The sequence below is a fragment of the Streptomyces carpinensis genome (assembly GCF_002154505.1).
Classification (GTDB): Bacteria; Actinomycetota; Actinomycetes; order Streptomycetales; family Streptomycetaceae; genus Streptomyces; species Streptomyces carpinensis.
This window is the reverse complement of record NZ_MUBM01000103.1, coordinates 33189-43999: the sequence shown is the minus strand read 5'-3', so window position 1 is coordinate 43999 and position 10811 is coordinate 33189. Positions and strand designations below refer to the sequence as shown.

Here is a 10811-nt window from a genome sequence, read left to right as displayed (position 1 = left end):
GTGAGGGAACGGCGCGGGCCGGGAGAACCGGAGCTGGGGGTGAGGGCTGAGGCCGGGCCGGGTGGCCCCGGTCCAGGTGTGAAGGATCGGCGCCGGCCGGACGACCCGCGCAGGCGGGAGGCCTCGATGCGAGGCCGGCCACACCAGCGCGGACGTACACCTCGACACGAGGCGGGCCACCCCCGGCCAGGACGTGAGGGAACGGCGCGGGCCGAGGGGCCTCGATGCGTGACCGACCGCACCGGCTCGGGCGTGCAGCACCTCGGCACGAGGCGGACCGCCCCGGTCCGGGCGCGGGCAGGGTGTCCGGGCGGGCGAGCACCCAGTACAGGCGTTGAAGACGCGGCGGGCGAGCAAACCGCCCGCCGTCCCGGCATGAGAACTCGGTGCGGGGCCGATGGCCCGCCGTCCCGGGTGTGGGGCTCGGCGCGGGGACCGATCGCCCGTCCCGTGTGAGAGTTCGGCGCGGGGTCGATCACCCGGCCTGCCGGGCGCGGGGGCCCCGATGCGGGGACGGCCGACACCGGTCCGGGCGTGACCGGGCATGGTTGCGTGACCCGTGTCACCCGGCCGGGTGGCGCGGGGTCACGTCGACCGGCTGGATGTCACGACGGCACGCCGCGCGTGCGGGCGGGGCGTGAGCCGGTGTCTCAGCCCTCCAAGAGCCGGCCTCGGTCAGCCCTTGGAGGGCTGGGCCGTGCCGCTTCCCGGGGTGCCCTTGCGGGGCTTGTTCTTCTCGGTCTCCGAGGGCTCCTTGAAGTCCACCTTGCCCATATGGCGGCTCATGGACTTCATCAGGCCCCACACGGCCAGGGCCATCGCCGCGAAGACGATGAAGCCGAGGACGCCGGGGGTGACCTTGTTCTGGTCGAACTCGGCCAGAGTGACCAGATGCGTCGTTGCCAGGCTCGCGCTTGCGCTCATGTCAGGCATTGTCCCTCAGAGGCGGTGGACGCCCGCAAAGAGGTCGTCCTCGGGGAGCGAGGTGTCCACGAGGGACTTCGCGAGCTCGTACTCCTCGGTCGGCCAGACCTCCTTCTGGATCTCCATCGGCACGCGGAACCAGCCGCCGTCGGGGTCGATCTGCGTGGCGTGGGCGATCAGCGCCTTGTCGCGGACCTCGAAGAAGTCGGCGCAGGGAATGTGCGTGGTGAGCGTGCGGTCCTTGTGGCCGGACTTCTCCCAGCGTTCGAGCCACTCACCGTACGGGGACTCCAGGCCGCGGTCGAGCAGGGCCTTGTGCAGGGCCTCGGTGCGGGCACGGTTGAAGCCCTGGTTGTAGTAAAGCTTCAGCGGCTGGTACGCCGGGCCGTACTCCGCCTCCGGGTACTTCTCGGCGTCCGCGGCGCCCTCGAACGCCACCATCGAGATCTTGTGGGTCATGATGTGGTCGGGGTGCGGGTAGCCGCCGTTCTCGTCGTAGGTGGTGATCACCTGCGGGCGGAAGGAGCGGATCTTCCGCACCAGCTCACCGGCCGCCTTGTCGACGTCCTCGAGCGCGAAGCAGCCCTCCGGCAGCGGGGGCAGCGGGTCGCCCTCGGGCAGCCCGGAGTCGACGAAGCCGAGCCACTCCTGCTTGACGCCGAGGATCTCCCGGGCCTCGTCCATCTCCCTCTTGCGCACCTCGTGAATGTGCTCCTCGATGTACTTGTCACCCTGGAGCTTGGGGTTGAGGATGGAGCCGCGCTCTCCGCCCGTGCAGGTCACCACCAGCACGTCCACCCCCTCGGACACGTACTTCGCCATGGTGGCCGCGCCTTTGCTCGACTCGTCGTCGGGGTGCGCGTGCACGGCCATCAGTCGCAGCTGGTCAGTCAAGGCTCATTCCTCAAGGTCAGGTCGATACCCGGTGTCGGCGGGCGTGTGCGGGTCCCACCCCGGTGGGTGTGCGTCGTCGCGGGGTGGCGGCCGAGCGGCGCGCCGGGGCTTCTATAGTGACCGAATCGGGGGCGGAATAATTCCGGAGTACGGCTCCGGGAGCCCCCCGCGGGACGTGCGTCCCGCCCCGGCCGAGAGGACGATCATGAGTACGGCGAGCACGCGGCTGCCCGAGGGCCGCTACGGCCGCTCCTCGGACGAGCGTGCCGACCACAAGCTCAAGATCGCAGGCGTCGCCCTGGGCGCGGTTCTGCTCGCCCTGATCGGCTACTTCGCCTACCACTACGTCGCGCAGAACAAGATCAGCGCGCAGGTCGTCTCGTTCGAGACCTCGGACAACGCGGTGCGGGTCCATCTGGAGGTCCACAAGGACGCCGACGCCCGCGGCTACTGCACGCTGCGCTCGCAGGCGGCCAACGGCAACGAGGTGGGCCGGGCCGACTTCCGCTTCGACGAGCACGCCAAGCAGATCGACAAGGTCCTCACTCTGCGTACGACGTCCCGGGGGACGACCGGCGAGCTGCTGGGCTGCCACGCCGACTGAACGCTCCGGTGCCATCCGGAATACGTAGGCACTGACCTGCGTTGACGTGAATCTGAGGCTTATGTCCTCCCCCTTTCCCCCGTGAATTGTTAGGCTCGTGGTTTCGCCCATCCATGAGGGAACATTCTTCTGGGTAGGGCGATGCTTTGTATTCCCAGTACCGACGAGGAGCACCTGTGACCCAGACCAGCGAGAACGTCACCTGGCTGACCCAGGAGGCGTACAACAAGCTCAAGGACGAGCTTGAGTACCTTACTGGTCCTGCGCGCACGGAGATCGCCGCCAAGATCGCGGCCGCGCGCGAGGAGGGCGACCTGCGCGAGAACGGCGGGTACCACGCGGCCAAGGAGGAGCAGGGCAAGCAGGAGCTCCGCGTACGCCAGCTGACCCAGCTCCTCGAGAACGCCAAGGTCGGCGAGGCTCCGGCCTCCACGGACGGCGCGGTCGCGCCCGGCATGGTCGTCACGATCGCCTTCGACGGTGACGAGGACGACACGCTGACCTTCCTGCTGGCCTCGCGCGAGTACGCCAGCGCCGACATCGAGACCTACTCGCCGCAGTCCCCGCTGGGGTCCGGCGTGATCGGCCACAAGGTCGGTGAGGACGCGGAGTACGAGCTGCCGAACGGCAAGAAGGCCTCGGTGACGATCCTCAAGGCCGAGCCGTACACGGGCTGAGCGCCCGCGCGGACAACCCCTCTCTTCGGCGAAGCCCCCAGCACCCCGATCGAGTGCCGGGGGCTTCGTCGTGCCATGGGCCGGCCGTGCTCAGGCCGTGGCCGAGCGGTACTTGCGTACGGCCAGGGTGCGGAATATCAGGATGATCAGGGCCGAGTAGATCAGCGAGGCCCAGACGGGGTGCTGCATCGGCCAGGCGTCCGACTGCGACTGGCCCGGGTTGCCGAAGAGCACCCGGGAGGCCTGGACAGTGGCACTGAACGGGTTCCACTCCGCGATGTGCCGCAGCCAGGGCGTCATCTTGCCCGAGTCCACGAACGCGTTGGAGATGAAGGTCACCGGGAACAGCCAGATCAGTCCGCCGGAGGTCGCTGCCTCGGGGGTGCGCACCGACAGGCCGATCAGGGCGCCGATCCAGGTGAACGCGTAGCCGAGCAGGAGCAGCAGCCCGAAGGCGGCCAGCACCCGGCCGGTGTTCGTGTCGTAGTCCGAGCCGACGCGCCAGCCGACCAGCAGGGCAACGACGGCCAGGACGAGCAGGGTCAGCGCCGTCTGCACCAGGTCGGCGAAGGTGCGCCCGGTCAGCACCGCGCCGCGCGCCATGGGCAGCGAGCGGAAGCGGTCGATGAGGCCCTTGTGCATGTCGTCGGCGATGCCCGCGCCGGAGCTGGCGGTGGCGAACGTGACGGTCTGCGCGAAGATGCCGGCCATCAGGAAGTTCTTGTACGTGGTGGCGTCGGTGGTGGCACCGATCTTCATGGAGCCGCCGAAGACGTAGGTGAACAGCACCACGAACATGATCGGCTGGATCAGCCCGAAGATCACCATCTCGGGGATCCGGGACATGCGGATCAGGTTGCGCTTGGCGACGACGAGGGAGTCGCGGACGGACTGGGTGACGGCGTTGCCGGGCGGAACGGTCCGCGCGGTCTCGGTGACGGCACTCACTTGACGGTCTCCTTCTTGCGCCTGCGGTCCTTGGCGCCGGTGCCCGACGCGCCGCCCTCGCCGTCCTTGACCTCGGCCACGTGCCCCGTCAGGGAGAGGAACACGTCGTCGAGGGTCGGCCGGCGCAGTCCGATGTCGTCGATCTCGATGCCGCGGCCGTCCAGCTCGCGGATGACCTCGGCCAGCAGCTTCGCGCCGCCCGTGACGGGCACGGTGAGCTTGCGGGTGTGCTCCTCCACCGTGGTGTCGCCCTTGCCGAAGCCGCGCAGCACCTCGGAGGCGGTGGCGATGTCCTCGCGCTCGTGCACCACGACCTCGACGCGCTCGCCGCCGGTGCGGGCCTTGAGCTGGTCGGAGGTGCCGCGCGCGATGACCCGGCCGTGGTCGACCACCGCTATCTCGTGCGCCAGATGGTCGGCCTCTTCCAGGTACTGGGTGGTCAGCAGCAGGGTCGTACCGCCGGAGACCAGTTGCTTGATGACCTCCCACAGCTGCTGGCGGTTGCGGGGATCGAGGCCGGTGGTCGGCTCGTCCATGAACATCACCGGCGGGGACACGACGAGCGCAGCCGCCAGGTCGAGCCGGCGGCGCATGCCTCCGGAGTAGGTCTTCGCGGGCCGGTCGGCGGCGTCGGCGAGGTTGAACTGCTCCAGCAGCTCCTGCGCCCGGTCCTTCGCCGCCCTGGCCCGCATCTGGTACAGCCGGCCGACCATCTCGAGGTTCTCGCGGCCGGTCAGGTACTCGTCGACTGCGGCGAACTGACCGGACAGGCCGATCGAGCGGCGGACCTCGTTGGGGTGCCTGAGCACGTCGATGCCCGCGACGACGGCCTTGCCGCTGTCGGGGCGCAGCAAGGTGGTCAGACAGCGGACGGTGGTGGTCTTGCCCGCGCCGTTCGGCCCGAGCAGTCCCAGCACCGTGCCCTCGGGGACATCGAGGTCGACGCCGTCCAGAGCCCTTACGTCACCGAAGGTCTTCACCAGGCCTTCGGCGTAGATGGCGCCTGGCATGTGAGTCTCCACGTCATCGGGGATGGGTCGAAAAGGCTAGGTTCGCAGGCCTTGGCCGTGATGCGCTGGAATTTTCCAGACCCGCGGGGATACGTCACGACTCCATGGATGCCATGGATGCCATGACGTGCGACACACCATAACGCGATGTATCGCGTCTCTCAACGATTTTGCCCGAACGAGTGACGAAGAGGGTTCTGACCTCGGTGTTCCGCTGCCCGACGGCTCAGTCGATGACCGTGTAACCGGCGTCGCGCAGGGCCCGACCGACCTCGGCGCAGTGCTCCGGGCCCTTCGTCTCCAGGTGCAGTTCCACCTCCGCCTCCGTGAGCCCGAGCCGTGGGTCGGTCCGTACGTGGCTCACATCGAGGACGTTAGCGTCGACCACTGACAACACCCCGAGAAGCGTGGCGAGCGCCCCCGGACGATCGGTCAGACGCAGGCGAACGGCCAGGTAGCGGCCCTGCGCGGCCATACCGTGCCGGAGCACTCGCTGAAGCAGCACCGGATCCACGTTGCCGCCGGACAGCACCGCCACCACCGGGCCCACGATGTCGCGCTGCGCGCCGAGCAGCGCGGCGACCGGGCTCGCCCCGGCCGGCTCGACGACCAGCTTGGCCCGCTCCAGGCACAGCAGCAGCGCGGCGGACAGCTGGTCCTCGCTGACCGTGCGCACCTCGTCGACCAGCTCGTCGATGATCCCGAACGGCACGTCGCCCGGCCGCCCCACCCGGATGCCGTCGGCCATCGTCGCCGGGTTCTCGATCGCCACCGGGCGCCCGGCCGCCAGCGACGGCGGGTACGCCGCCGAGCCCGCCGCCTGCACCCCGACGATCCGCACGTCCGGGCGCAGCGACTTCACCGCGACCGCGATACCGGCCGCGAGCCCGCCACCGCCGATGCCGACGACGATCGTGCGCACCTCCGGGCACTGCTCCAGGATCTCCAGCCCGACCGTTCCCTGACCCGCGATGACGTCCGGGTGGTCGAAGGGGTGGATGAACACCGCGCCCGTCTCGGCCGCGTACTCCTGGGCGGCGGCCAGCGTCTCGTCGACCACCTGACCGTGCAGCCGCACCTCGGCTCCGTAGTCCCGGGTCGCGCTGATCTTCGGCAGCGGGGCGCCCTTCGGCATGAACACCGTGGCGTGCACGCCGAGCAGCGACGACGCCAGCGCGACCCCCTGCGCGTGGTTGCCGGCGCTCGCGGCCACCACGCCGGCGGCGCGCTCCTCGGGCAGCAGACCGGCGATCCGGACGTAGGCGCCGCGCAGCTTGAAGGAGCCCGTCCGCTGCAGGTTCTCGCACTTGAGGTGGACCGGCGCGCCCACCAGCTGGGACAGGTGCCTGCTGCTCTCCATCGCGGTCGCCCGCGCCACCCCGGAGAGCATCTTCTGGGCGCCCCGCACGTCGTCGAGGGTGACGAGCGGGAAGGAGACAGCCGTGCCATAGCTCATGCCCCAAGTCTCGCAGTTCACGGGCGCGACGGGCCGGTGTGACCAACCTCTGGGACCGGTTTGCGCAGCGCCGGTACGACCTGCCGCCGGGCCGCGTACCCTGTCCCCCAACCCAGCAGCCCGTCAGAAGTGAGCCTCCGGCCATGCCCACAACACCTGAAATGTCGATGGACATGACGACCGTCGGTGATCCCGGTCTCCTCGACACCCTCCAGCACGAGGTGGCGCTGTTCGCCCGCCGTGCGGAACAGACCCGGCTCGGCGGGGTCGGCCAGGTGCGCAACTCCATGGACCGTGCCGCGTATCTGCTGCTCAACCGGCTGGACCGGGAGGGCCCGATGGGCGTCAAGGCGCTCGCCGCGAGCATGGGCATCGACTCCTCCACCGTCACCCGGCAGGTGGCACCGCTCGTCGACACCGGACTCGTCAAGCGCACCTCCCACCCCGAGGACGGGCGGGCCGTGGTGCTGCAGCTGTCCCCGCGAGGGCTGTCGCGGCTTGAGGAGGTGCGCTCGTCCAGGCGCAGGCTGATGGCGGAGCTGACCCACGACTGGGCCCCGGAGGAGCGCGAGACCTTCTGCTCTCTCCTGACCCGCTTCAACCACGCGCTCTCCACCCGTCAGGCCTCCCAGGGCTCCGGCCCGGCGCCGGAAGCGGGGGTAGGGCCGGGGTCGGGTGCGGCGACCGGGGCCGGGGCGGAGACGACGCCGGCCTCCTGAGCCGCGCCCGCGAGCCGCACTCCGCCGGCCGTCCCGTCGGCGTGGCGCGCGGCTCTTGACCCCCGGGCCACCCCTGGCGTGATAGTGAGACCGGGGCCTTGACGCACAACGGTTCCGTATCCCGTACGCGAACGGGGTCCCGCTTCTTCAGGATCGCCCTTGGGGGAGGCGCGGTGCGAGAACGGCAGGCGTTCCAAGGCGCTCGCCGGGCCCGGGAGTTCGAGGCGTTCGTCGCGGGCGCGGCCGGGCGGCTGCTGCATGCCGCGACGCTGCTCACCGCGGAGGCCCCGAATGACAACCCGCGCGCGTGCCGCCTGCTGACCCTGGCCCTCGCGCACACGTACGCGTGCTGGGACCGGCTGCGCGGCGAGGACCCGTACGAGCGTGCCCGCCAGCACCTGGCCGGCCGCTTCGCCCGTGAGGCATGGCACCAGCACGGCGGACCGGGCCGCGGCCGGTCCAGACTCCCCGGCACCCTGGCCGCCCTCACCCCCCAGGAGCGCCTCGTCCTGGTCCTCAGGTTGTACGAGGGGGTCGCCGAGGAGCAGGCGGCGGCGCTGCTCGGCCTGCCCCCGGAACGCGTCCGCGTCATCTGCGACCGCGCGATCACCACCCTGGCCCGGCCACCCGCGCGCCCCGCCCCCGCGGTACGCGACCCGGAGGTGGCCCCGTCGTAGCGGCGCACGAGGCAACAGGCAGACGCGTAGCTGGTGGCGGCGGGCGGAGTGAAGGGAGGCGGACGTGAACCGGATGGAGCGTGAGGCCGCCGTGCGGCGGCTCCTGGAGCAGACGCCTCCGCAGGTGCCTGCGGAGCTGTACGCCGACGTGGTGCGCCGCGGGGGCCGCATGCTGCGCCGCAGGACACTCGCCCGACGCACGATGTGGCTGCTGTTGTTCGCCGCGGTGGTCGCGTTCACCGTGTGGGCGCTGACGGTACGGCCCTGGGTGGAGCCGCCGTCGCAGACGACTCCACCCGTGAGCGGCTGGTGAGGGCCGCGGTGGCCGGACCGGACCGCGGCCGCCCTCTTCAGGCCCTCGGCCGTCCTGCTCGGACCGATCGGGCCGGTGGCCGGGCCGCTCGCTATCCGAGGGCCTGCTTCAGGTCCTCCAGCAGGTCGTCGACGTTCTCGATGCCGACGGACAGACGGACCAGGTCGGCTGGGACCTCCAGGGCGGAGCCCGCCGCGGAAGCGTGCGTCATCCGTCCGGGGTGCTCGATCAGGGACTCCACACCGCCCAGGGACTCGCCGAGCGTGAACACCTTGGCCCGGTTGCAGACCTCGACGGCAGCCTCCTCGCCGCCCTCGACCTGGAAGGAGACCATGCCGCCGAACGCCTTCATCTGCTTGGCGGCGACCTCGTGACCGGGGTGGTCCGGCAGGCCCGGGTACAGGACGCGCGTCACGCGCGGGTGCCGGGACAGCATGTCGGCGACCTTCGTCGCGTTCTCGCTGTGCCGGTCCATGCGCACCGCGAGCGTCTTGGTGCCGCGCAGCACCAGCCAGGAGTCGAAGGGGCCGGCGACGGCGCCCATGGCGTTCTGGTGGTACGCCAGCTCGTCGCCGAGTCCGGCGTCGCCGACGATCAGCGCGCCGCCGACGACGTCCGAGTGGCCGCCCATGTACTTGGTCAGCGAGTGCACGACGACGTCCGCGCCGAGCGCGAGCGGCTGCTGCAGGTACGGCGTGGCGAAGGTGTTGTCGACGACCAGCCGGGCGCCGGCGTCCCGGGCGACCTGAGCGACGGCGGCGATGTCGGTGATGCCGAGCAGCGGGTTGGAGGGGGTCTCCACCCACACCACCTTGGTCTTCGGGGTGATCGCGGCCCGCACGGCGGCCGGGTCGCTGGTGTCGGCCACCGACCACTCCACGCCCCAGCGGGAGACGACCTTGGCGAACAGGCGGAACGTGCCGCCGTACGCGTCGTTCGGGATGACCACGTGATCACCCGGGCTGAGCAGCGTACGCAACAGGCAGTCCTCGGCCGCCAGTCCGGACGCGAACGCGAGCCCGCGGCGACCGCCCTCCAGGGCGGCGAGGTTCTCTTCCAGGGCGGTCCTGGTCGGATTGGCGCTGCGGCTGTACTCGTAGCCACCGCGCAGACCGCCCACGCCGTCCTGCTTGTAGGTCGAGACCTGGTAGATCGGCGGGACGACCGCGCCGGTGAGGGGGTCGGCGGTGTTGCCCGCGTGGATCGCGAGCGTCTCGAAGTGCTGACTGATGTGCCTGTCGCTCATGGGCCCGAGGGTAGTGCGCCCACGGGCCTGGTGCGGGACAACGGTGCGTGGCGGCCCGCGACGGTGGGGCCCGGCGCGGAAAGGGGCCGGGACGCGGGAGTTTTCCACAGGCCCGCGGCACGGGTTGGCCAATTGTCGGCACGGTCTGGTTCGCTTGAGTCATGGAGATTCTCTGGGTCCTGATGGCGCTGGTCATGCTGGGCTTCGTGCTGCTTCCGTTCCTGAGGCGCAGGCGTGGCGTCATCGAGCAGGTGCCGCCCGGGCACCCGGACGCCGCGGACCCGGCGAACTACGGATTCGCGCCCCAGGAGGAGCTCGACGTCCGCATGCCCGGCCCCGACCAGGACCTCCTGGACGTGCTGGACCTGGTGCAGCGCACGCAGGACTACCGCGCGGCCGCCCAACTCCTGGCGGGTACGGAGAGGGAGGGCGAGCTGCGCTGGCAGCGCGTGCAGGCCTTCGCCGGTGCCGCGGCGCTGGAGCTGCAGCAGCGGCCGGGCGGGGTCCACGAGACGCCGGGCGGGCAGTGGCTGCGGGTGTGGCGGGCCGAGCAGCCCAAGGACCCGGGCGGTGCGGCGGTGCACGCCGAGTTCCTGGCGCAGCAGGCGTGGCGGACGTCGACGCCGGGGACGGACGAGTTCAGGATCATCATGGAGGAGGCCCGGGAGACGTGCGGCCAGGCCGCGCTGCTGGCGCCGGGCGACCCGATCCCGTACATCGTCGAGCTGTCGGTGGCGCGCGGACTGGCCTACTCCCAGCCGGACTTCGAGAAGCTGTGGCTGAAGATCCTGGACCGCGCGCCGACCCACATGGGCGCACACCTGGCGGCCCTGCACTACTGGTGCGAGAAGTGGCACGGCTCCCGGCAGCTGGCGATGGCGTTCGCCGAGGCGGCGGCGGCCCGCGCTCCGCGGGGCTCCCTGCTGGCGGCGATGCCTCTGTTCGCGGTCTTCGAGCACCTGCCCGAGGTGAACCTGGTCAGCAGCTTCTACCAGAGCGAGGTCGTGACCAAGGCGGTGCACGGCGCGCTCCACGCGGTCCACTCGGCCCGTCCCGGCGACCCCGTGGCGGCGCACGTCCGCCATCTGCTGATCTTCTTCCTGGTCCGCTCCGAGCGCTGGGCCGAGGCCATGAGCCAGCTCATACAGGTCGACGGCCACGTGGGCGCGCTGCCCTGGACCCTGTCCCAGGACCCGGCGGCGGAGTTCGCGGTCTACCGGGCCCTGGCGGTGGCGGGCTACGAGGCGAACGGCGGCAGCCCGGCGACCCTGCCGCACTGACGCTCCCGCGCGGGGCGCGGGGGCGTCGGACCCCGGAATTCGCCTGGGCCCGCACTCGTTGAA

The 10811-nt window shown here is 71.1% G+C and carries 12 protein-coding genes; 6 read left to right on the top strand and 6 right to left on the bottom strand.

Going from position 1 to position 10811, the window contains the following annotated elements; genetic code table 11:
* Window positions 1-675: 675 nt before the first annotated feature.
* Both BZY54_RS15795 and mca read right to left on the bottom strand, forming a co-directional pair.
* On the bottom strand, window positions 676-933 hold the full coding sequence (locus BZY54_RS15795; protein WP_167414002.1) for a hypothetical protein: 258 nt from the start codon (window positions 931-933) through the stop codon (window positions 676-678).
* A gap of 6 nt (window positions 934-939) precedes the next feature.
* Window positions 940-1818 (bottom strand): mycothiol conjugate amidase Mca, encoded by an 879-nt coding sequence (gene mca, locus BZY54_RS15790; protein WP_086725827.1) that lies wholly within the window; start codon window positions 1816-1818, stop codon window positions 940-942.
* A gap of 205 nt (window positions 1819-2023) precedes the next feature.
* Between mca and BZY54_RS15785 the strand changes: the two genes are divergently transcribed.
* Both BZY54_RS15785 and greA read left to right on the top strand, forming a co-directional pair.
* Window positions 2024-2422, top strand: a complete 399-nt coding sequence (locus BZY54_RS15785; RefSeq protein WP_086725826.1) for a DUF4307 domain-containing protein — start codon at window positions 2024-2026, stop codon at window positions 2420-2422.
* Between the two features lie 176 nt (window positions 2423-2598).
* Window positions 2599-3099 carry a transcription elongation factor GreA gene (gene greA, locus BZY54_RS15780; protein ID WP_086725825.1) on the top strand — a complete coding sequence of 167 codons (501 nt, stop codon included), beginning with the start codon at window positions 2599-2601 and terminating at the stop codon, window positions 3097-3099.
* Window positions 3100-3189: 90 nt separating this feature from the next.
* Here greA and BZY54_RS15775 read toward each other — a convergent pair whose 3' ends face one another.
* The 3 genes from BZY54_RS15775 to ilvA all read right to left on the bottom strand — a co-directional run bounded on the left by BZY54_RS15775 (window position 3190) and on the right by ilvA (window position 6513).
* Complete coding sequence (locus tag BZY54_RS15775) at window positions 3190-4047, bottom strand: ABC transporter permease (protein ID WP_086725824.1); 858 nt, start codon at window positions 4045-4047, stop codon at window positions 3190-3192.
* The gene (locus BZY54_RS15770) at window positions 4044-5057 is read right to left on the bottom strand and encodes an ATP-binding cassette domain-containing protein (RefSeq protein WP_086725823.1); all 1014 of its coding nucleotides are present in this window, start codon (window positions 5055-5057) and stop codon (window positions 4044-4046) included. Before BZY54_RS15770 ends, BZY54_RS15775 begins: the two co-directional genes overlap by 4 nt.
* Window positions 5058-5283: 226 nt before the next feature.
* Window positions 5284-6513 (bottom strand): threonine ammonia-lyase, encoded by a 1230-nt coding sequence (gene ilvA, locus BZY54_RS15765; RefSeq protein WP_086725822.1) that lies wholly within the window; start codon window positions 6511-6513, stop codon window positions 5284-5286.
* Between the two features lie 161 nt (window positions 6514-6674).
* Between ilvA and BZY54_RS15760 the strand changes: the two genes are divergently transcribed.
* From BZY54_RS15760 to BZY54_RS15750, 3 genes are all read left to right on the top strand, one after another.
* The gene (locus BZY54_RS15760; protein ID WP_244217183.1) at window positions 6675-7232 is read left to right on the top strand and encodes a MarR family winged helix-turn-helix transcriptional regulator; all 558 of its coding nucleotides are present in this window, start codon (window positions 6675-6677) and stop codon (window positions 7230-7232) included.
* A gap of 173 nt (window positions 7233-7405) precedes the next feature.
* The gene (locus BZY54_RS15755; protein ID WP_208640670.1) at window positions 7406-7909 is read left to right on the top strand and encodes a sigma factor-like helix-turn-helix DNA-binding protein; all 504 of its coding nucleotides are present in this window, start codon (window positions 7406-7408) and stop codon (window positions 7907-7909) included.
* A 64-nt stretch (window positions 7910-7973) separates the two neighbouring features.
* On the top strand, window positions 7974-8222 hold the full coding sequence (locus tag BZY54_RS15750; protein WP_086725820.1) for a hypothetical protein: 249 nt from the start codon (window positions 7974-7976) through the stop codon (window positions 8220-8222).
* A 91-nt stretch (window positions 8223-8313) separates the two neighbouring features.
* On the opposite strand, the gene BZY54_RS15745 is transcribed toward BZY54_RS15750, so the two are convergent.
* Window positions 8314-9468 carry a cystathionine gamma-synthase gene (locus tag BZY54_RS15745; protein WP_086725819.1) on the bottom strand — a complete coding sequence of 385 codons (1155 nt, stop codon included), beginning with the start codon at window positions 9466-9468 and terminating at the stop codon, window positions 8314-8316.
* 161 nt (window positions 9469-9629) lie between these two features.
* On the opposite strand from BZY54_RS15745, the gene BZY54_RS15740 reads away from it, so the two are divergent.
* Window positions 9630-10748: a hypothetical protein gene (locus tag BZY54_RS15740; RefSeq protein WP_086725818.1), complete on the top strand. Its 1119-nt coding sequence runs from the start codon at window positions 9630-9632 to the stop codon at window positions 10746-10748.
* The last annotated feature ends 63 nt before the right edge of the window (window positions 10749-10811 follow it).

What these genes read in the sequence shown, in the direction of transcription:
- BZY54_RS15795 (WP_167414002.1), bottom strand. Translation starts at nt 933, where the DNA reads ATGCCTGACATGAGCGCAAGCGCGAGCCTGGCAACGACGCATCTGGTC.
- BZY54_RS15785 (WP_086725826.1), top strand. Translation starts at nt 2,024, where the DNA reads ATGAGTACGGCGAGCACGCGGCTGCCCGAGGGCCGCTACGGCCGCTCC.
- BZY54_RS15770 (WP_086725823.1), bottom strand. Translation starts at nt 5,057, where the DNA reads ATGCCAGGCGCCATCTACGCCGAAGGCCTGGTGAAGACCTTCGGTGAC.
- ilvA (WP_086725822.1), bottom strand. Translation starts at nt 6,513, where the DNA reads ATGAGCTATGGCACGGCTGTCTCCTTCCCGCTCGTCACCCTCGACGAC.
- BZY54_RS15760 (WP_244217183.1), top strand. Translation starts at nt 6,675, where the DNA reads ATGTCGATGGACATGACGACCGTCGGTGATCCCGGTCTCCTCGACACC.
- BZY54_RS15745 (WP_086725819.1), bottom strand. Translation starts at nt 9,468, where the DNA reads ATGAGCGACAGGCACATCAGTCAGCACTTCGAGACGCTCGCGATCCAC.
- BZY54_RS15740 (WP_086725818.1), top strand. Translation starts at nt 9,630, where the DNA reads ATGGAGATTCTCTGGGTCCTGATGGCGCTGGTCATGCTGGGCTTCGTG.